The 19737-nt window shown below is 60.0% G+C and carries 19 protein-coding genes; 13 read left to right on the forward strand and 6 right to left on the reverse strand.

Going from position 1 to position 19737, the window contains the following annotated elements:
* The first annotated feature begins 34 nt into the window (after positions 1 to 34).
* Positions 35 to 712: a response regulator gene (locus ACN9MO_RS20540; RefSeq protein ID WP_057251404.1), complete on the forward strand. Its 678-nt coding sequence runs from the start codon at positions 35 to 37 to the stop codon at positions 710 to 712.
* Complete coding sequence (locus ACN9MO_RS20545; RefSeq protein ID WP_425987489.1) at positions 709 to 2088, forward strand: sensor histidine kinase; 1380 nt, start codon at positions 709 to 711, stop codon at positions 2086 to 2088. Before ACN9MO_RS20540 ends, ACN9MO_RS20545 begins: the two co-directional genes overlap by 4 nt.
* A gap of 125 nt (positions 2089 to 2213) precedes the next feature.
* Here the strand turns inward: ACN9MO_RS20545 and ACN9MO_RS20550 are convergent, their stop codons facing one another.
* The 6 genes from ACN9MO_RS20550 to ACN9MO_RS20575 form a co-directional block, all read right to left on the reverse strand.
* A complete protein-coding gene (locus ACN9MO_RS20550) occupies positions 2214 to 2336 on the reverse strand; it encodes a hypothetical protein (RefSeq protein WP_425987491.1) in 123 nt (40 codons plus the stop codon).
* A 213-nt stretch (positions 2337 to 2549) separates the two neighbouring features.
* Positions 2550 to 3575, reverse strand: a complete 1026-nt coding sequence (locus tag ACN9MO_RS20555) for an ABC transporter permease (RefSeq protein WP_113736872.1) — start codon at positions 3573 to 3575, stop codon at positions 2550 to 2552.
* A gap of 34 nt (positions 3576 to 3609) precedes the next feature.
* Complete coding sequence (locus ACN9MO_RS20560) at positions 3610 to 5151, reverse strand: sugar ABC transporter ATP-binding protein (protein ID WP_113736873.1); 1542 nt, start codon at positions 5149 to 5151, stop codon at positions 3610 to 3612.
* Positions 5152 to 5319: 168 nt separating this feature from the next.
* Positions 5320 to 6249 carry a sugar ABC transporter substrate-binding protein gene (locus ACN9MO_RS20565; protein WP_057251408.1) on the reverse strand — a complete coding sequence of 310 codons (930 nt, stop codon included), beginning with the start codon at positions 6247 to 6249 and terminating at the stop codon, positions 5320 to 5322.
* Between the two features lie 233 nt (positions 6250 to 6482).
* Positions 6483 to 7295, reverse strand: coding sequence for a TIM barrel protein (locus ACN9MO_RS20570; protein WP_113736874.1), 813 nt, complete (start codon positions 7293 to 7295; stop codon positions 6483 to 6485).
* 175 nt (positions 7296 to 7470) lie between these two features.
* A complete protein-coding gene (locus ACN9MO_RS20575) occupies positions 7471 to 8502 on the reverse strand; it encodes a LacI family DNA-binding transcriptional regulator (protein WP_113736875.1) in 1032 nt (343 codons plus the stop codon).
* A 163-nt stretch (positions 8503 to 8665) separates the two neighbouring features.
* Between ACN9MO_RS20575 and ACN9MO_RS20580 the strand changes: the two genes are divergently transcribed.
* The 11 genes from ACN9MO_RS20580 (at position 8666) to rfbA (ending at position 19731) form a co-directional block, all read left to right on the forward strand.
* Positions 8666 to 9757, forward strand: coding sequence for a fatty acid desaturase family protein (locus ACN9MO_RS20580; RefSeq protein ID WP_113736876.1), 1092 nt, complete (start codon positions 8666 to 8668; stop codon positions 9755 to 9757).
* Between the two features lie 28 nt (positions 9758 to 9785).
* Complete coding sequence (locus tag ACN9MO_RS20585; RefSeq protein ID WP_113736877.1) at positions 9786 to 10103, forward strand: MocE family 2Fe-2S type ferredoxin; 318 nt, start codon at positions 9786 to 9788, stop codon at positions 10101 to 10103.
* A 49-nt stretch (positions 10104 to 10152) separates the two neighbouring features.
* Positions 10153 to 11379, forward strand: coding sequence for an FAD-dependent oxidoreductase (locus ACN9MO_RS20590; RefSeq protein ID WP_113736878.1), 1227 nt, complete (start codon positions 10153 to 10155; stop codon positions 11377 to 11379).
* A gap of 52 nt (positions 11380 to 11431) precedes the next feature.
* Positions 11432 to 12229: a 3-methyl-2-oxobutanoate hydroxymethyltransferase gene (locus tag ACN9MO_RS20595; RefSeq protein ID WP_113736879.1), complete on the forward strand. Its 798-nt coding sequence runs from the start codon at positions 11432 to 11434 to the stop codon at positions 12227 to 12229.
* A gap of 79 nt (positions 12230 to 12308) precedes the next feature.
* Positions 12309 to 13121: a sterol desaturase family protein gene (locus ACN9MO_RS20600; RefSeq protein ID WP_425987497.1), complete on the forward strand. Its 813-nt coding sequence runs from the start codon at positions 12309 to 12311 to the stop codon at positions 13119 to 13121.
* Between the two features lie 88 nt (positions 13122 to 13209).
* Complete coding sequence (locus tag ACN9MO_RS20605; protein WP_425988301.1) at positions 13210 to 15144, forward strand: glycosyltransferase family 2 protein; 1935 nt, start codon at positions 13210 to 13212, stop codon at positions 15142 to 15144.
* Positions 15141 to 16244, forward strand: coding sequence for a hypothetical protein (locus ACN9MO_RS20610; RefSeq protein ID WP_425987499.1), 1104 nt, complete (start codon positions 15141 to 15143; stop codon positions 16242 to 16244). The genes ACN9MO_RS20605 and ACN9MO_RS20610 overlap by 4 nt, the downstream gene beginning before the upstream one ends.
* Before the next feature lie 61 nt (positions 16245 to 16305).
* Positions 16306 to 16878 (forward strand): dTDP-4-dehydrorhamnose 3,5-epimerase, encoded by a 573-nt coding sequence (rfbC, locus tag ACN9MO_RS20615; protein ID WP_425987501.1) that lies wholly within the window; start codon positions 16306 to 16308, stop codon positions 16876 to 16878.
* 17 nt (positions 16879 to 16895) lie between these two features.
* Positions 16896 to 17951, forward strand: a complete 1056-nt coding sequence (rfbB, locus tag ACN9MO_RS20620; RefSeq protein ID WP_425987503.1) for a dTDP-glucose 4,6-dehydratase — start codon at positions 16896 to 16898, stop codon at positions 17949 to 17951.
* Positions 17948 to 18859, forward strand: coding sequence for a dTDP-4-dehydrorhamnose reductase (gene rfbD / locus ACN9MO_RS20625; RefSeq protein ID WP_425987505.1), 912 nt, complete (start codon positions 17948 to 17950; stop codon positions 18857 to 18859). The genes rfbB and rfbD overlap by 4 nt, the downstream gene beginning before the upstream one ends.
* Positions 18856 to 19731: a glucose-1-phosphate thymidylyltransferase RfbA gene (rfbA, locus tag ACN9MO_RS20630; RefSeq protein ID WP_425987507.1), complete on the forward strand. Its 876-nt coding sequence runs from the start codon at positions 18856 to 18858 to the stop codon at positions 19729 to 19731. Before rfbD ends, rfbA begins: the two co-directional genes overlap by 4 nt.
* Positions 19732 to 19737: the final 6 nt, after the last annotated feature.

Genomic DNA, 19737 nt, shown 5'->3' on the forward strand with positions numbered 1-19737 from the left:
TCGCCGGATAAGGTGGATCGGGGAGTGACGATATTTGCGTATCTTGCTTGTTGAGGACAACCAGGACCTGGCCGAGGGCCTGTCTGCCATTTTGCGTGGCAGCGGCTACGCCGTCGATGTTGTGAGTGATGGCGCGTCGGCGCATGCGGTTGCGGCAACTGAAACCTTCGATCTGGTCATCCTCGATCTCAACCTGCCGGAGATGGACGGGCTCGATGTTTTGCGGGCGATGCGTGCCCGGCAGAACCGCGCGGCGGTGCTGATCCTCACGGCGCGGGGTGCGCCCGAGGAGCGGATCAAGGGTCTCGATCTCGGCGCCGACGATTACATGATCAAGCCGTTCGACGTCGGCGAACTCGAAGCGCGGGTGCGCGTTTTGCTGCGCCGGCAGGCGGGGCTCCGGGCCTCGACCGTGAGCTATGGCAATGTTTCGCTCGATCTCAATACGCGCAGCTTCTCGTCAGGCGGCGTGCCGATCGAGATCCCGGCACGCGAACTCGGGCTACTCGAACTCCTGTTCATGCGCGCCGGCAAGGTCGTCGCCAAGGACGCGATCATGCAGTCGCTGACCGGCTTCGACGATGATTTGAGCTCCAACGCGATCGAGCAATATGTCAGTCGGCTGCGCAAGCGGCTGGCGCCGCATGGCCTCACAGTTCGCACGGCCCGCGGCATCGGCTACTACCTTGACAAGATGGCCGGGCCGGAATGAAGGCGGCGGTCTACTCCCTCCGCCGGCGCCTGCTTGGCTGGCTGCTGATCTCGACGGTCGTCATCGGCGTCATTGCGCTCATGGACACCTACCGCGAGGCTGTGACGACCGCCAACGTTGTCTCCGACCGCGTGCTCGCCGGCTCCGCGTTGGCGATCGCGGAACGCGTGGTCGTCGCGGAGGATGGCTCGCTTGAGGTCGATATTCCCTATGTTGCCCTGGAGATGTTGACCTCCGCGGCCCAGGACCGCGTTTTCTATAGGGTCGACGGACCGCCCGGCCAGTTCATTACGGGTTACCAGACGCTGCCGTCGCTTGCGGAGGAGCCGGGGACATCCACGACCTTTGCGGATTCTACCTTCCGCGGCGAGCCGATCCGCATCGCAGCGCTTCGCCGTTCCGCCTCGACCGGGATCAATTCGGTACCCTTTGTCGTGACCGTTGCCGAAACGACGATCGCGCGGCGGCAACTTGCGCAGACCATCCTTTTCCGCTCGGCGCTGCGCCTCGGCATGATGATCGCAGGTGCTGCTGTCATCGTCTGGATCGCAGTCACGTTTTCGCTGCGCCCGCTCTACCGGCTCGGAGATGCGATTTCGGAGCGCAATCCGGATGATTTGCACCCGATCGGAGAACGGGTACCGAACGAAGTCCAGGGGCTCGTCGATACCGTCAATTCCTTCATGGGACGCCTGCAGTCGGCCCTTGACGCGCTGCGCAATTTCACCGGCAATGCCAGTCATCAGCTCCGCACACCGCTTGCGATTATTCGAACCCAACTCGCCCTGGCGCAGCGCGCGGGGTCGATCGAGGAAACGCATGGCGCGGTGAAAAAGGCCGATGAAGCGGTTGCCAATGCCGAGCGCATCCTCGGGCAATTGCTGCTGATGGCGAAAATCGACGCGGCCGGCAAGGACGAGACGCGGATGCTGGGGCGCGTCGATCTTGTCGAACTCGTGCGGGAGATCACGGCAGAACATGTGCCGGCGGCGGGAGAGGCCCATATCGATCTCGGCTTTGATGGCGACGGTGAAGCCTTCATTCGCGCCGAACCGCTGCTGGTGGCTGAGATGCTGAAGAACCTGATCGGCAACGCGCTGCTTTATGCCGGCCGGGGTGCAGAGGTGACAACGCGCGTACTCGCCGAAGGCGGTTCGGTGTCGCTCGAGGTGGAGGACAACGGGCCGGGAATTCGGCCGGAAATGCGCGAATCGGTGCTCCGCCGCTTCGAGCGCGGAGGCAGCGAAGCGCCGGGCTCGGGGCTTGGTCTGCCGATCGTCGAGGAGATTTCCGAACTCTACGGCGCGACGACCCGTCTCAGCGAGGGGGCCGATGGCCGGGGCCTCAAGGTGACCATCCTCTTTCCAGCGGGCTAGTCACAGATCGGCTCTGTCGGGCCGGCTCTGTCCGGCGCCGCGATTGCGGGCCGGATGAGCAAAAACCATCTGCAGGCCGTCAGGTCGACACGCCCAAAATGGTTGCGGCATTTTCGATTGTTTGCTTAGCGGCCGCGGTGGCCGAAGAGGGAAGCTGTCTCGCGGGTCTGTACCCGCAGCATCGCGTTCCAAAGCTGTAGAACGAAACGCGGATGAAACTGGCTCGCAAGCTTGCGCTGCGACAACATGATAAGTCTCCGATAGTTTTGGACGCCTGTCGTATAGTGCATTGGCGGGGATTTTGCCAGAGCGCTCGCGCCGGGGCAGCTCTGCGCGCCAAGCATATGTGGAAAACGGCATATGGCGGACGAAATACCTGCCGGCGAAAAAGAAAATGCCGGGATGATTTTCATCATCCCGGCCAGTTGGCTTCACTGGGAGGAGGGTTATTCTTTTGAGCGTCAAGCCTTCTTGCGGTTTTTCTGTCGGTAGACGTCGATGACGACGGCTGCGACGATGATCAGGCCCTTGACGATTTCCTGGTAGTAAGCGTCGACGCGCAAGAAGGTGAATCCAGAAGTCATGACGCCGAGGATAATGGTGCCGATCACCGTGCCGGTGATGCGGCCGACGCCGCCGGTGAGCGACGTGCCGCCGATGACGGTCGCGGCGATCGCATCCAGTTCGTACATGACACCCATGCCTGCCTGTGCGGTCTGGGCGCGGGCAGCGGTGACGACGCCGGCGAGGCCCGCCAGCATGCCGGCAATGGCATAGACCTTGATGAGGTGTGCTTCGACATTGATACCCGAGACGCGGGCTGCCTGAACGTTGGCGCCGATCGCATAGGTAAACTTGCCATAGCGGGTATAGCGCAGGGCGATGTGGAAGATGATCGCGACGACGAGGAAGACGATGACGGGCCAGATGCCGGTGCCGATGAAGTTGAACTGCTCGGTGAGGCCGGAGACCGGCTGGCCCTTGGTGTACCACTTGGAGATACCGCGTGCCGACACCATCATGCCGAGCGTCGCGATGAAGGGCGGGATCTTGGTGCGGGCGATGAGCTGGCCGTTGATGAAGCCTGCGAGGAGGCCGATACTAACGCCAAGCCCGATCGGAACGATCGCCGGCATGTCGGTCAGGGACGGATAGAGCGCTCGGGGCCAGGTGGAGGCCTGGGCGACGCTTGCCGAGATCATCGCCGTCATGCCGACCACGGAGCCCGAGGAAAGGTCGATGCCACCTGTGATGATGACCTGGGTCACGCCGACGGCGATGATGCCGATCACCGAGACCTGCAGGATCATGATCGTCAGGCGCTGTGGGTTCATCAGGAAGCTCTGGCCGACGAAGATCCAGCCAAGAACCTCATAAACCAGCGCAATGCCGATCAATACGAGGAAGATGTTGAATTCGGGGGGCAGGCGGCGCTTTGCGCCGGTAAGCGATGTGCTCGCGCCCTGTGCGGCGACATTGGTATCCATTTTCATTCCTCCCTTTCGTCGGGTCGCTTCCCGCTCAACTCGCGGCGAGCTCCATGACCTTGATCTGGGTTGCTTCCGCCCTGTCGAGGAAGCCGGTGACGCGGCCCTCGTGCATGACCATGATGCGGTCGCTCATGCCGAGCACCTCTGGCATTTCCGAAGAAATCATGATGACGGCGACCCCGTTTCGCGCGAGTTCGGTGACGAGCCGGTGAATTTCCGCCTTGGCGCCGACGTCGATGCCGCGCGTCGGTTCGTCGAGGATCAGGATGCGCGGATTTGTGAGCAGCCAGCGGCCGATCAGCACTTTCTGCTGGTTGCCGCCGGAGAGGTTCTCGATGCGCTCCTGCAGGTTCGGCGTCTTGACGCGCAGCTTGCGGCTCATCTCTTCGCAGGCGGCGGTGATCTGTTTTTCGGTGACGAAGCCGCCTTTGACGAAGCGATCCTGCAGCACGGCAATCTGCATGTTCTCGAGGATGTCGAGGATCAGAAGACAGCCTGTGTCCTTGCGGTCCTCGGTGAGGAACGCCATTCGGTGCCTGATTGCAGTGTTAGGGCTATTGATTGAAAGGGTTTTTCCGTCGATCGATATCGTGCCGGAACTTGCCGGTGTCACGCCAAAGAGCGTCTCGGCGACGTTGGAGCGGCCGGAGCCGACGAGGCCTGCAATGCCGAGGATTTCGCCGGCGCGGACATCGAAGGAGACGTCGCGGAAGACACCGTCGAGCGCCAGGTTCTTTACCGAAAGGACGACATCGCCGATCGGCACTTCCTCCTTCGGGAACATCTGGGTGATTTCGCGGCCGACCATCATGCGGATGATGTCGTCGCGGGTGACGTCGCTCGAGGCATGGGTGCCGATAAATTTGCCGTCACGAAACACCGAGAACTCATCGGCAATTTCGAACAGCTCGTTCATCTTGTGGGTGATGTAGACGATGCCGATCCCTTGCTCGCGCAGGTCGCGGATGATCTCGAAGAGGTGCGCGACCTCGCGCTCGGTCAGCGCCGAGGTCGGTTCGTCCATGATCAGCACGTCGGATTCATAGGAGACCGCCTTGGCGATCTCGACCATCTGCCGGCTCGCAACGGACAGATGGCGGACCTCAATCTCCGGATCGATCTTGATCTTCAGGCGATCGAACAGCCGGGCGGTGATGCGGTTCATCTCGCCGTGGTCGACGAAGCCAAAGCGGTTCTTCGGCTCACGGCGGATCCAGATGTTTTCCGCGACCGTCATGAACGGCATCAGGTTCAGTTCCTGATGGATCATCGCGATGCCGTTTTCGAGTGCGTCGAGCGGCGATTTCAGTCGGATGTCGACGCCCTTCAACCTGATGTCGCCCTTGTCGGGCGTATAGATGCCGGCGAGGATCTTCATCAGCGTCGACTTGCCGGCGCCGTTTTCACCCATCAGCGCATGGACCGTGCCGCGCTTCAACTTGAATTCGACGTCGTCAAGGGCGACGACGCCCGGGAATTCCTTGCGGATGCCTTCCGCCGAAAGAAGATATTCGGCCTTCGGTACGGCGCCGCTGGCGCGCACGGCTGCCATCGTTGTCGGACTGAGCGTCATGTTCCTTGCCTCCCCCGTCGTTTCCGGCTGTCGCGGAAAAGTCCTCATCGCTGGCGGGTCACCAGCCCATTTAATCGCAGGTCGCATCCAAAAGGACGCAGACATCCGCAGCGGGACTTGCATATTTGAGCGGGAGCGCAGGTGATCCTGCGCTCCCGCTGCAGGCGATCAGTTCTTGGCCTGATACTTGTCGAGGGTTTCCTTGGTCACCAGCTCGAAGGGAATGTAGACCTTCTTGTCGACCGCCTCGCCCTTGGCGAGTTTCAAGGCGGCGTCGACCGAACCCTTGCCCTGGCCGGCGGCGTTCTGGAACACCGTCACGTCGAGATCGCCCGCAGCCATGGCGGCAAGCGCATCCTGCGTTGCGTCGATGCCGCCGATGACGACGGAGTCCATCGAACGGCCGGCGGCCTTCAACGCCTGGATCGCGCCGATCGCCATTTCGTCGTTGTTCGCGATGACCGCATCGAACTCAAGTCCGGCGGAGAGCCAGTTCGTCAGAAGGTCCGACCCTTGCGTACGCGACCAGTTGGCCGTCTGCTCCTCGACGATCTCGATACCCTTGCATTGGTCGGTCGCGAGCACGTCGTGAATGTCCTTCGTGCGCATACGGGCGGCCTGGTTGGACAGTTCGCCCATCATGACGACGGCCTTGCCCTTGCCGCCAAGCATCTTGCAGATTTCCTGCGTCTGCAGCGTGCCGGATTCCTGTTCGTTCGACGCGACGAAAGCCTGCTTTTCCGGCAGAGTGTCGACGTTGACCGGCTCGCGGTTGACGTAGACGAGCGGAATGCCGGCGTCGGCGGCAATCTTCGACATGGCTGCCGTCGCATCGGTATCGACCGGGTTGACGATGATGGCGGTCACGCCGGCTGCGATGAAGTTCTGGATCTGGCTCTGCTGCTTCGAAACGTCGTTCTGCGCGTCTTCGATCTGCAGTTCGACGCCGTCGAGCGTCTTGGCGTAATCGGACATGCCGTTGCGCAAGACCGTTAGGAAGTTGTCATCGAAAAGGGCCATCGACACGCCGATGGTCTCGGCATGCGCAGCCGTCGACATCATCACGGCCAGCGCTGTACCCAGCACGAATTTCTTCATTGTCTCTCTCCTCCACAATGGTGCCCGGCGACACCTTCTCCTGCCGGGAGCGAAATCCTTGTCGGATTGCGCTCATTCACATCGAAAGCGTCACTCCCGTTACGCCTTCGGATAAAACGGAATAAACGAACCAGTAAATTGCAATTACGGAATATGTATTCCATTTTATGGGGGCGTCGTCAAGACCTGATGCGGCGCCACGCATCGTTTTCCCGCAGCCAGGCCGCGGCGGATCAGATCCGGGTTTGAATGTGGTCCACACTCTGCCTGATCGCAGCCGCCGGATGGGCGACCGCGTGGACTTCGGCGGCAAACGCTTCAAAGGAAAGCGGCCCTCTATAGCCCTCGGCACGCAGGCGCCGTATCTGGCCGACATTGTCGAGAACGTCATCCTGATCGACCAGAACGCGATGCGAGTCGCGCAGATCGGAAACGGCGACCCGACCGTCGGTTACGCCGGAAATATGCACGAGCCCGGTCATCTCAGGAGAGGTTGCGGGTTCGCCGGCGAGGTGGTGATGGAACGTATCGTGCACCAGTCGGAAGGTACTTTCTCCTCCGACCGCCTTGATCCCCTCGACAGCCTCCGTCTTCGAGCGCAGCGAGCAGATTTCGAAGCCCAGCGGCTCGACAAGGCCGATAATTCCGGCCGATTCGAGCATCGGTTTCAGTGCGGCAAGCGCTTCACGAAGGTTTGCCTGTCGCTCGCCGTCCGCCTGGCCGGAGCCGTCGTTGACGGGCACGAGGACGAGGGCCTTGGCACCGCAATCGCGCGCATAGGCTATCAGCTCTCCGGCTTCTTTCTGACGATCCGAATTCCACTCGTTGAAGCGCTGCAACGCGTTGATCGAGATAATCGTAATGCCATTGCGACTGGCGATAGCCGCTACATCCTTGGCCGGCGTGCCGTCGATGATGGCATTGCCGGAAAGGTCGTTGCGGATCTCGACGGAGGAGATCCCGAGGGATTTGGCAAGTTCGAAGAAGGCGCCGAGCGGAAGACCGGGCGTGGTCATATGATTGAGGGCGAAGGGCAGGGTTGTCACGGGAATGTCTCCTCCAGTGGGACGGGTCACGCTTTGCAAATAGAACGTTCATTCCATTTACAGCGTCGCAGACATTTCACCAACTGCTGGAGGACAGTCAAAGAGCGAGTGGCTCAAAGGACTTGCATTGCCGCAACATTGTCTTTCGTCAATGATGGAATTCTATCATATCCCGCTAGATATTCTCTGGCGTGAAGAGATCAAAGGGAAGGAAGGTTTGCCCAGGGGCGCCCGTCGGACCTTTGTCGATCGCCTGGATCATCAGATTGATCGTTTCGCGCGCAAGCGTCGCTGTTGGGGTTGAGATCGCCAGCGTGACGACATCATCTCCGAGGGCCGCCCGGGACTCCGGCGTCAATTCGTTGACGACGGCAATAAGCTTGCCTTCCAGCTTTTCCTCGCGGATCGCAGAGATGGCACCTTCCATGCCCCCGCCGCAGACGTAGAAGCCGATCAAATCCGGATGGCGTTGCAAAAGGTTCAGTGTTGCCTCGTGCGTGATCTCGGCCGTATCGAGATTGACCATGGTATCAAGCACTTCGAAGTCCGGTGCATGTTCACGAAAATAGGAGCGGAACCCAATCTCTCGAAGTTCGTGGCCGAGGAAGCGATGGCTGCCGACGAAGGCGGCGACCTTGCCGGGGCGTTTGGCTGCCTTGGCGATCATCCATGCCGCGGTACGGCCGACCTTGTGGTTATTGAGCCCGACATAACCTTCACGCACGCCAGCCGCGAAGTCCGAAAGCAGCGAGAAAACCGGGATCCCGCGCTCCTTCAACTCCTCGATCGCGGCCGTCACCGCCGGATAATCAGGAGCAACGAGCGCAACCGCCTGGTTTCGCGCCGCAGCCGCACGAAGCTTTTCCGTAATCGCCGTTGGTGTCGAATTTGCTACGAAGTCGACCTGGGCGAAAACTCGTGCGTTTGACAGCGAAAGCGCCGCGGTTTCGATCTCCTTTGCAACCGCCTTGTAGAACGACTGCTCCGGCTTCTGCAGCACGAAGCCAAGTCTGTACTGCGGCAGGTCCTCGAAGACGCGCTGCCGGATGAGGCCAACCGCGTGGTAGCCGATAGACTTGGCTGCCTCGTAGACACGGCGCGCAGTCTCCTCTCGCACCGGATGCCGTCCGTTTAGGACGCGATCGACAGTCGCGACGCTGACACCGGCGGTCCGCGCAAGGTCGGCAATGGTCGGACGGTTGCTCATTGCTTCTCCTGATAGGTTTGCATCACAGATGATATGCGTCAGATGACATCATTTGAGAGAATATATCATTGCTGCATTGAGACCTAGCAAAAGTCAACCTATCGTCATTGCACGACATCGGACGCTCCTGGTCAAACTGGCCGGATCGCAGGGAGGAGAGCAAATGGCGATGGTTCCAACGAAGCGAGATTACAGTCTGCTTGGGCGCGATGCCCAGGCGGCTGTCGCCAACGGCCTCTCAGCGGCGGAGTGGTATCACACGGAGATCCCGCGCAAGCAGATGAAGGAACTGATGAAGCGTGAGAACGGACCCGCGATCCGCGATACCGTGATCTGGCTCGGTTGCCTCGTTCTTTTCGGTGGGCTCGGCATCACCTTCTGGGGCACCTGGTGGGCCGCTCCGTTCTTCCTCGCCTATGGCGTTCTCTACGGCTCGGCCTCCGATAGTCGCTGGCACGAATGCGGGCATGGCACCGCGTTCAAGACGATGTGGATGAACAACGCCGTCTACCAGATCGCCTGCTTCATGATCATGCGCAATCCCGTCACCTGGCGTTGGAGCCACACCCGCCACCACACAGACACGGTCATTGTCGGCCGCGATCCTGAGATCGCCGTCATGCGGCCGCCGGATCTCTTGCGCCTGGTCTTGAACTTCTTCGGCATTCTCGATGTCTGGCATGCAATGGTCGACATGGTTCGCAACACGCTTGGCATCATCAGTTCCGAGGAAGCGACATTCATCCCGGAAATGGAACAGCCGAAGGCGATCCTCGTTGCCCGCATCTGGTTTGCCATCTACGCCGCAACGATCGCGCTCTCGCTCTACCTCGGTTCGATCCTGCCGCTGATGTTGATCGGTCTGCCGCGGCTTTACGGCGCCTGGCACCATGTGCTGACCGGGCTGCTGCAACATGGCGGTCTTGCCGACAACGTCACGGATCATCGGTTGAACAGCCGCACGGTCTACATGAACCCGGTGAGCCGCTTCGTCTATTGGAACATGAACTACCATGTGGAGCACCACATGTTCCCGATGGTGCCCTATCACGCGCTGCCGAAGCTTCACGCCATGATCAAGCACGATCTGCCAGAGCCGAACCCGTCGATGCTGCATGGCTATCGCGAGATGATCCCGGCCTTCCTGCGGCAGTTGCGCAATGAGGACCATTTCTTGAAGCGCGAACTGCCGGCGACGGCGAAGCCTTATCGGGAAGAGTTTCACAGCGACGCGATCGTGCATGCAGCCGAATAGCCAACGAAATTAGGAATGGGAGAAAGTCATGAGCGGAAGCTGGGTCGAAGTCTGCGCGGCGAACGAAATCGATGAGGAAGACGTCATCCGATTTGATCACGAAGGGCGCACCTTCGCGGTCTACCGGAGTCCTGACGACGAATTCTTCGCAACCGACGGGCTTTGCACGCACGAGCACATCCATCTGGCGGATGGCCTCGTTATGGACGACATCATCGAATGTCCGAAGCACAACGGTCGCTTCAACTACAAGACCGGCCAGGCCAAGGGCGCCCCGGTCTGCGTCAACCTGAAGACCTATCCAGTGAAGGTCGAGTCAGGAAGCGTGTTCATCGCGATCGCTTGATCGCGGCTTCAACGCGAAGAACTCAGCAAGAGCGGGCAGGGAGGTTGAGATGGGTGGAATTGTCATTGTTGGTGCCGGTGAATGTGGCGCAAGAGCCGCCTTTGCCCTGAGGGAGCGGGGCTACGACGGCTCAATCACGTTGATCGGCGCCGAGCCGCATCTTCCCTATGAACGACCGCCGCTTTCGAAGGAGGGCCTTAAGGATCAGCTTCAACCGAAATATGTCGCCGATGCCGAGCGCTACGCTGCTTCAGGGATCGACGTACTGACCGATACCCCAGTCAAGGCCATCGACCGAGTCGCCAAGCGCGTGGAACTCGTCGACGGCGGCAGTATTGCCTATGATCGGCTCTTGCTGACGACCGGCGCCCGAGCGCGAACGATAGCGGGAACCGGTGATGTGTCTCGGCGCGTTCGCACGCTCAGAACGCATGCCGACGCAGAAGAAATCCGCCGCGAACTTCTGCCCGGGCGGAGGTTTGCCATCATCGGTGGCGGATTTATCGGCTTGGAGCTCGCGGCAACGGCGCGCTGCCTCGGTGCAGACGTCGTCCTGATCGAAGGGCTGCCACGCATCCTTTCACGCGGCGTGCCGGCTGAGATCGCGACCGTCGTCGCAGAACGGCACCGCACGGAAGGCGTCGACATACGTTGCGACACGAAAATCGATCGCATCGATACTAATGAGAACGGCGTGCGTATCCTGCTTGCGAACGGACAATCGGTCGATGCAGATTTCCTGGTCGTTGGCATCGGTGCATCGCCGAACACGGAACTGGCAGAAGCCGCTGGCCTCATGCTCGACAATGGCATTGCCGTCGACGCGACGCTCAGGACTTCGGATCCCGACATATTCGCGGCCGGCGATTGCTGCTCCTATCCGCTCTGTCACTATGGCGACCGCCGCGTGCGTCTTGAGGCCTGGCGCAATGCGCAGGACCAAGGAACACTCGTCGCCGGCAATCTGCTGGGTGCGAGTGAGACGGTCACCAGCGTGCCGTGGTTCTGGTCGGACCAATATGACCTGACATTGCAGATTGCCGGACTTGCAGACGGCGCGACTGTGACCGTGCGGCGCGATCTCGCAGACGGGGCTTTCATTCTTTTCCATCTCGACGACACTGGGCGGTTGCTTGCCGCTTCCGGCATCGGCCAGGGAAATGCCGTCGCGCGCGATATCCGGCTGGCGGAAATGCTGATCGCGGCCGGAAAGCGGCCCGACCCTCAGGCGCTCATCTCGCCGGAAACCAAACTCAAGGCCCTGCTTGCCGCCTAGTGCGAGAGCCTTTTGCTACCCCTTACTTGATCACTGATATCGGAGACTTCCCATGAAAAGCCGCCGCCCGACTGTTGCCGACCTCCTTTCGATGAAGGGCAAGCGCCAGCTCACCATGTTGCGTGTGGAAACGCTTGACGAAGCGCAAGCGGCGGAAGCTGCCGGCATCGACCTCGTCTCCGTGCCGCCGGCACTTCTGGGGCCGCAGTTTCGGGAAGTGGCGCCGACCTGTTTTGCCTTTCCCGGACTTGAGTATGGCGACTACGTTTCGGCGGAAGAATACATCCGTGCGGCATTCAAGGCGCTGAAGGCCGGCGGCGATGCCGTCTATTGCGCTGCCGGGCTTTCGACCGTCCGGCGCATGCGGGAAGAGGGCATTCCGGTCTGCGGCCATGTCGGGCTCATCCCCTCCAAGGCCACCTGGACCGGTGGGTTCCGCGCAGTCGGCAAGACGGCGGCAAGCGCGCTGGAGATCTGGCAGCAGGTGAAGGCGCTTGAGGAAGCTGGAGCCTTTGCTGCCGAAATCGAGGTCGTCCCTGGCGACGTCGCATCGGCGATCAGCGCGCGAACCTCGATGCTGATGCTGTCGATGGGGGCGGGGGCGGGCTGCGACGCCCAGTATCTGTTCGCCGATGACGTGCTCGGCAGCAATCGTGGCCACGTGCCGCGCCATGCCAAGACTTATCGAAACTTCGCTGCCGAGTATGACCGCCTGCAGCGGGAGCGGATTGCCGCCTTTTCGGAGTTTGCTGAAGACGTCCGGTCCGGGGTCTATCCGCAGCAGCGGCATCTCATCGGCATCGAAGAGGCGGAACTGGGCGCGTTTCTGACAGAGCTCGAGCGCGGCTAGGACCGAACGACTTGCGCCGGAGAGGGCGGTTGGTATAGTCCACGCACCAATTCAACTTATCTCCGCGACGGATCCCGATTTGAGCGCCCTTCTCCAGGACAGTCTCACCTTTGTTGCCTTGCTTGCCGCGATCTATGCGGCGACCGTGCTGTTGTATTTCATCTTGGGCTACGGCATCACCTGGCTCAACGACCGCAACCCCGAACGCCGCATCCAGAAGGGGCGGCGCGGCGAGAAGCGCAAGGCCATCGAGATCCGCCAGAGCATGGCCTCGATCCTCGTCACCTGCACGTCCGTTGCGATCGGTCTCTTTGCCCAATATCAGGGCTGGACCTTGTTCTCGCCCTGGTCCTTCAGCTGGTGGACGGCCGTTCCGCTCTTCGTACTTTGCATGGTGCTCTTCGACGCCTGGTTCTATTTCGCCCATCGCCTGCTGCACACGAAGCTTTTCTACAAATACCACGTGCTCCACCACCGCAGCGTCGCGCCCACGGCCTGGAGCAACGATTCGATCGGCCTCGTGGATACGGCGCTGTCTCAGGGCTATTACGCGGTGGTCGTCTTCCTCGTCCCGTTCCCGCCGATCATTCTCTTGGCGCACCGGCTGTTCGACCAGATCAACGGCACCTTCGGCCATGCAGGCTTCGAATATTTCGCCTCACGAACGGCGCGGTATCCCTCTCCGATGCTTTGCACCACCTACCACGATCAGCACCACGCCGAGTTCAAATACAACTACGCGAACTACTTTTCATTCTGGGACCGCGTGATGGGAACTGTCGCGCCGAATTATGATCGGCGTGTGGAGGCGTTTGAAGGGGAGGCGCCGGCGCTCAATCTGCGGAAGGCGTCCACGGTGACGGGAGCGGCTGAGACCTCTGCTACCGACTGAGGCGGCTTGCGTTCCAATCCATTTTTCTGCGATGGCAATGGCTCGACTGAGAATTGAATACCCGCCAGGCGGTGATGGATTGGAGCAGATGGTCGAGCCATCGCAGAATGAAATCGAGGTCGCGTTGAGGCGTGGACCCGTCCAATACGCGGATCGACCGATTACGATTTCGGTCTGCGATCCCGACAATCGCCTTGGTCGCCGCCCACAGCTTGCCTTTAAGCGCCGTGACAGAACCCCTGACACAGTCTTCCGTTCCTTCCTCGTCGATCGGCGAGGGCGGGGACGCTTCTACGGGTGGACACCCGTGCAGCTTGAAGCTGTGGCTTTGGTGCCTGACGTCGCAACCGCAAACGATTCAGCAAGCACTGAACCGCAGATCACGATCCGCCGTCTGTCTCTCGCCGAGGCGGCACTCCTGATCGCATTCCGGCGAACCCTGGCGTTCCTGCAGATTATCAGACTGTTCCTTGCGGGTAACCGAAAGGGAGCCGAGTTTCGGTTCGTTCGGCAATGCGACGCCCTTTCCGCCCCAGACTATCGGGCTTGGGTCGAAGCCCAAGCGCTGGCGGAGGCGAGCGAGACGGGAGACGATGCGCTTGCGTGGCCGCGAAGGCTGAGGATCCTCGTTTCGATCGAAGGAACCGATGCGACCGCTGTCGTGGAGACGCGGCAGTCACTCGAAACCCAGACATGGCGAGACTTTCAGGAAGCGTCCGCAGCAGAGATCGACCAGTTGCTGGAGCGAGGCGAGCCGACCGACGATCTCTTATGGCTACGCGTTCCGGCAGGAATGCGCGTCGCCCCAAAGGCCCTGGAGCGATTGGCGCGTCCGTTTGCATTCTCTACGGACGTCGTGGTCGTTTACTGCGACGAAGATCAGATCGACGCCCTCGGCGCGCGTGTTACCCCCTTCTTCAAGCCGGCCTGGAATGAGCCACTCGCCCGCTCGGGATGGCTTCCCCTGGAAGGCGCCCTTCTTCGCTTGGCCAGCATCCCCGATGGCGTCTCTCTGCAAAGCGCATCCACCGCCGAAATTGTCCTCGCGATAGCTCAGGTACCGTCCGGAACGATTATGCATCTGCCGAGAGTTCTGTTGCATCGAGGACCATCGTGCCGTCGGCGCGACCGTCGCGAGACGATTATTCAGCCCAAACGGGAACGCCCGGCAGTCAGTGTCATCATTCCGACGCGTGACGGGGCCGACTTGCTTGAGGCCTGTCTGAAAGGTCTCTTCGAGAACACAGCCCCGGCGGATCTTGACGTCATTGTCATCGATAATGATAGCGCCGAACCAGCCACACTGGCGTTGTTCTCGCGGTATGAGCAATCAGGACTCATCCGTCGGATACCTCTTCCCGGAGCTTTCAACTTCTCTCGCGCCTGCAATGTCGGCGTCGACGCCGCCCGGCATGACCTCATTCTCTTGTTGAACAATGATGTTGAACCAATTGATTGCCAGTGGCTCGAGTGCTTGGCAGGTGAGCTTGATGATCCAGCGGTCGGCGCCGCCGGAAATTTGCTTTTGTTTCCCGATGGCTTCGTTCAGCACGGGGGCGTTACGCTCGGTGCGAGTACAGTCGCGCGGCACAGTTTTCACTTTCTTGACCCGAAGGACGGCGGCGACAGGGGGCTTCTCCGGCAACGGCGCGACATGTCGGCTGTCACTGCGGCATGTTTGCTGACGCGCAAGGACCTGTGGCACCGCCTTGGCGGCATGGACGAGCAAGAATTGACCGTCGCGTTCAATGATGTGGACTACTGCCTGAAGCTACGAAAAGCGGGCTTCCGTATTGTCTGGACGCCGAAGGCGGCAATGTTGCATAGAGAGAGCGTCTCGCGTGGAGCCGACGACACGCCGCAGAAGCTTCAGCGCTTTGCGGGGGAGGAGCGAGCCATGCATGAGCGCTGGAGCGATACGTTGAAAGCCGATCCATACTACAATCCGAACCTCTCGCTTATCGCCGAAGAATTCGTTCTCGAAGCGTGTCCGCGAGATCTCGCGCCGAGGTCGAGCGCTTGAGCAGCGCGCGCGAACGACTGGCGCGCTGGATCGAGCGGCGGTTGCCTCAGCCGCGGCTGCGGGAAGGTGCTACCGGCCATCCGAGGCGGCCGGTGAAGCGGATCATCGTGTTTGGGCGGATACCGAACCCGACCTTCGATTACTACCTCGCCGCGCGCCTTCAGGCACCGGACATGCCACCGTATGAGGTGGCGGATATTCGCGGTCGGGAAACGCCGGCTCTGGATGCGGATGGAGCCTTCGCTATCCTGTGTCGCTACGCCTCCCCATCCGTTTTGCGCTGGATCGAGCGAAATGCGGAACGCCTCTCCGGCGTGGGCCTGTTCCTCGACGACGACATCCCCGCGGTTGTGACGGGCAAGGACGCAGATTTTTTCTATCGCCTATTCCTCTGGTATCGCGCTCTTTGGCCGCTTCGCCGATTAAACCAGCATCTCGATATCGTCTGGGCTTCGACACCGCACCTCGCCTCGATATTGGCGGACTCAAATGCCATGGTGTTGCCCCCGGCGCCGCCGAGGGCGCTTTGGCAAGCGGAGGGGCGTGATGGCGATCAGCTTGGTCAGTCAAACCGGGATGTCTTGATCGCTTATCACGCGACGGGGGTACACCTGGAGGAACACCGATTCCTCAGGCCAATTATTGAAGAGGTTCTGCGTGAACGCCCACAAGCTCGATTCGAGGTGTTCGCCGATCGGCGTGCCAAGGCGATCTGGCAGGGCCTCGAGCGCGTGCAGATCCGGGAACCGATGCCTTGGACGGAGTATCTGGCCGACGCAAACGGGCGCCGCATCCACATCATGCTCGTTCCGTTGGCTCCATCGCATGTAAACGACAGCCGCGCACCGACGAAACGCATCGACGTGGCGCGGTACCGGGCGGCGGGTGTGTTCTCCGACGGGCAGGCGTACGGCCCTTCAACAGAAACGAATGAATTGAGAATGCCCTACGCCATTGACGCTTGGCGTCGCGCCATCGAACGACTCGTTGACGACTTAGGGTTGCAGGAAAAGGTTGCGGTTGCGACGCGGCAAGCGGTCTTGCAAATGACCTCGGCAGCGGATACGGGTCTTGAGGTCTTTAAGGAGCGGCAAGCGTAGATGCGCCGTCGTGTATTCGCTGGGCTGATGGCCCTCGGTTTCTGCATGTAGGGTATTGCCAATGACTTCCAAGGTTGTGTTGCTTCGTCCGAAGCGTTTCGGTGACGATAGGGGATGGTTCTCCGAAGTTTACAACGAGAAGATTTTTTCTGGTTACGGTATCGACGACCGCTTCGTTCAGGATAATCATTCGCTTTCCGTTCCTGTGGGAACTCTGAGGGGGCTGCATTTTCAGACACCGCCTTTCGAGCAGGCCAAACTCGTTCGTTGCATCCGTGGCCGGATTTTCGATGTCGCCGTTGATATTCGAAGCGGTTCGCCGACGTTCGGTCGGTGGGTCGGTGCCGAGTTGTCTGCGGAAAACGGGAATCAACTTTACGTGCCCGTCGGGTTTGCGCACGGCTTCGTGACGCTCGAACCTTCGACCGAGGTCACCTACAAAGTGTCTAATCTCTATTCTCCGGAGAATGATGGCGGCATTTTCTGGGACGACCCACAGATCGGCATCGAGTGGCCCTTGCCGCAAAGTGTTGACCCGATCCTGAGCCCCAAGGATGCGCGCCAGCCGCTGCTGCGTGATTTTGACAGCCCCTTCTCCTACGACGGGGTGCCGCTCGAACTCGTCGAAGTTTAGATCTGAAAGGACTGATCATGCGTATTCTGGTTACCGGCGGCGCCGGCTTCATCGGATCGGCCTTGGTTCGGCACCTTGTCGAGAACACCGAATATGAGGTGCTGAATTTCGACAAACTGACCTATGCCGGTACGCTGACATCCCTATCGTCCGTTGCTTCCTCACCGCGATATCGCTTCAGGCAGGGGGATATCTGCGACGAGCAAACGGTTGTCGGCGCCATCGAGGATTTCCAGCCGGACGTCATTACGCATCTTGCTGCCGAATCTCACGTCGATCGGTCGATCGATGGCCCGGGTGCCTTCATTCAGACAAATGTGGTCGGCACCTACACCATGCTGGCGGCGGCATTGGAATACTGGCGTAAGCTCCCGAAAGATCGTGCGCAGAGCTTCCGCTTTCACCACATCTCGACGGACGAGGTTTTCGGTTCACTGGGAGAGACGGGTTACTTCACTGAAGCGACACCCTATGATCCTCGCTCGCCCTATTCCGCTTCCAAGGCAGGCTCGGACCATCTCGTCTCCGCCTGGGGCCACACATTTGGTCTGCCCGTCCTGATCACCAACTGCTCGAACAACTACGGGCCTTATCATTTTCCGGAAAAGCTCATTCCGCTGATGATCGTCAAGGCACTCGCAGGCGAGCCGCTTCCCGTCTACGGCAACGGTACCAATGTCCGCGACTGGCTCTACGTTGAAGACCATGTGCGAGCCCTGCAATGTGTGTTCGAGAAGGGGGTTCCGGGTCAGACGTACAACGTGGGCGGCAACTCAGAGCGTCGCAACATCGATGTCGTGAAGACCGTTTGTGAAATTCTGGATCGCTTGCAGCCACGCGTCGACAGGCAATCCTATGTCGAACAGCTTACATATGTTGCCGATCGCCCCGGTCACGATCAAAGATACGCTATCGATGCAGCCAAAATCGGCAACGAACTTGGCTGGAAGCCGGCTGAGAGCTTTGAAAGTGGAATTGAGAAGACGGTGGCCTGGTACTTGGCGAACCGCGACTGGTGGACGGAGATTCTCGATCGCAGCCAAGCCGCTAAGCGACGAGGGCTGGGCGCATGAGCAAGCGACGGATACTCGTTACCGGTGGCACGGGTCAGGTGGGGACTGAACTGCTGCAGCGTGTTTGGCCAGACGATGTTGAATTGATCGCGCCGACCCGCAGCGAGCTGGATCTCACTGATTGCGAGGGCATCGAAGAATATATCTCGACGGGGGACTTTGCTGCCGTCGTTAATTCGGGCGCTTACACGGCGGTCGACAAGGCCGAAAGCGATGTCTTGACCGCTTGGAAGGTCAACGCATTGGCACCGGCTGCAATTGCGGCCGCGTCGAAGCGACGTGGGATCCCGATCGTGCATATCTCCACCGACTACGTTTTCGATGGCTCGAAGACAGAGCCATATGTCGAGGACGATCCTGTCGCGCCGCTTGGTGTTTACGGTGCCTCCAAGGAGGCCGGCGAACAGGCTGTTCGAACCGGAAACCCACGGCATGTGATCTTGCGAACTGCGTGGGTGTTCAGTCCCCACGGGGCCAATTTCGTTAAAACGATGCTCCGGTTGGGCGCGGAACGGACAGAGCTCCGAGTTGTCGATGACCAGAGAGGCTCTCCGACCGCCGCTGCGGATATCGCCGAGGCAATCAAGACAATCGTGCTTCGCCAGTTGTCCGATTTCGGTGCTCCGGCAGGAACGTATCAGTTTGTCAATGCTGGTGACGCCACCTGGTGCGAATTTGCACGACAAGTCTTTGACGATGCGGCCAATCTAGGTAAAGCCGCCCCAAAGGTTACCGGTATTCCGACAAGAGAGTATCCTACCCCAGCGCGCCGACCACGAAACTCTTGCTTGTCTGTCGAGGCCATCAAGCGTGATTTCGATGTCGCCCCGCGGCCTTGGAGAGAAGCTCTGAAGTCCACTTTGAAGTTGTTGTTATCTGAATCGAGAGCCGAGGTGAGTCGTTCATGAAGGGAATTATCCTCGCGGGGGGCGCTGGTACAAGGCTTCATCCGGCCACCTTGGCGGTCAACAAGCAGCTTATCCCTGTGTACGACAAGCCTATGATCTACTATCCGCTGTCTGTTTTGATGCTGGCGGAGATAAGGGATATTTTGATCATCTCCTCCCCGGAGTTCATCGATAGCTATAGACGCATTTTCGGTGATGGTTCGGATTTGGGCTTGCGGATGCAATATGCCGTCCAACCGAAGCCTGATGGGCTCGCTCAAGCTTTCACGATCGGGAGACAGTTTATCGGCGACGACGATGTTTCGCTGGTCCTTGGCGATAACATCTTTTTTGGAGCGGGCCTCAAGGAACTGCTGCTGGATGCAAAGGGGCGCAACAAAGGGGCGACAATTTTCTCGTACGAAGTTGAAGACCCGGAGCGCTACGGGGTCGTCGAACTCGATCCTCTCGGGCGCGCAATCAGCTTGGAGGAGAAGCCTTCAAAGCCGCGGTCGCGGCTCGCGGTAACCGGTCTGTACTTCTATGATAACCGCGTCGTCGAGATCGCGACCAATTTGAAGCCCTCAGAGCGTGGCGAGTACGAAATAACAGACCTGAACCGGGCATATATGGAACGTGAAGAACTATATGTGCAGCAAATGTCGCGGGGCTACGCGTGGCTGGACACAGGGACACACGACAGCCTGCTGGAGGCATCCGAGTTTGTTCGGACTCTGCAACACCGGCAGGGCACGCATATCGCGTGCCTGGAAGAGATCGCCTATCTCAACGGCTTTATTGACCGAGAAAAGTTGATAGAGCGCGGAAACCTGTTCTCCAAGACTGCTTACGGTCGCTATCTTCTGAAGATAGCCACTGAAAAGCAATTCTAGGGCGCG

The organism is Ensifer sp. R-19, from assembly GCF_049905105.1.
Classification (GTDB): domain Bacteria; phylum Pseudomonadota; class Alphaproteobacteria; order Rhizobiales; family Rhizobiaceae; genus Ensifer.

Bases quoted from the DNA above. Each gene is read 5' to 3' on its own strand.
- ACN9MO_RS20545 (WP_425987489.1), top strand. From the start codon at position 709: ATGAAGGCGGCGGTCTACTCCCTCCGCCGGCGCCTGCTTGGCTGGCTG.
- ACN9MO_RS20550 (WP_425987491.1), bottom strand. From the start codon at position 2,336: ATGTTGTCGCAGCGCAAGCTTGCGAGCCAGTTTCATCCGCGTTTCGTT.
- ACN9MO_RS20555 (WP_113736872.1), bottom strand. From the start codon at position 3,575: ATGGATACCAATGTCGCCGCACAGGGCGCGAGCACATCGCTTACCGGC.
- ACN9MO_RS20560 (WP_113736873.1), bottom strand. From the start codon at position 5,151: ATGACGCTCAGTCCGACAACGATGGCAGCCGTGCGCGCCAGCGGCGCC.
- ACN9MO_RS20565 (WP_057251408.1), bottom strand. From the start codon at position 6,249: ATGAAGAAATTCGTGCTGGGTACAGCGCTGGCCGTGATGATGTCGACG.
- ACN9MO_RS20575 (WP_113736875.1), bottom strand. From the start codon at position 8,502: ATGAGCAACCGTCCGACCATTGCCGACCTTGCGCGGACCGCCGGTGTC.
- ACN9MO_RS20580 (WP_113736876.1), top strand. From the start codon at position 8,666: ATGGCGATGGTTCCAACGAAGCGAGATTACAGTCTGCTTGGGCGCGAT.
- ACN9MO_RS20585 (WP_113736877.1), top strand. From the start codon at position 9,786: ATGAGCGGAAGCTGGGTCGAAGTCTGCGCGGCGAACGAAATCGATGAG.
- ACN9MO_RS20590 (WP_113736878.1), top strand. From the start codon at position 10,153: ATGGGTGGAATTGTCATTGTTGGTGCCGGTGAATGTGGCGCAAGAGCC.
- ACN9MO_RS20595 (WP_113736879.1), top strand. From the start codon at position 11,432: ATGAAAAGCCGCCGCCCGACTGTTGCCGACCTCCTTTCGATGAAGGGC.
- ACN9MO_RS20605 (WP_425988301.1), top strand. From the start codon at position 13,210: ATGGTCGAGCCATCGCAGAATGAAATCGAGGTCGCGTTGAGGCGTGGA.
- rfbC (WP_425987501.1), top strand. From the start codon at position 16,306: ATGACTTCCAAGGTTGTGTTGCTTCGTCCGAAGCGTTTCGGTGACGAT.
- rfbB (WP_425987503.1), top strand. From the start codon at position 16,896: ATGCGTATTCTGGTTACCGGCGGCGCCGGCTTCATCGGATCGGCCTTG.
- rfbD (WP_425987505.1), top strand. From the start codon at position 17,948: ATGAGCAAGCGACGGATACTCGTTACCGGTGGCACGGGTCAGGTGGGG.
- rfbA (WP_425987507.1), top strand. From the start codon at position 18,856: ATGAAGGGAATTATCCTCGCGGGGGGCGCTGGTACAAGGCTTCATCCG.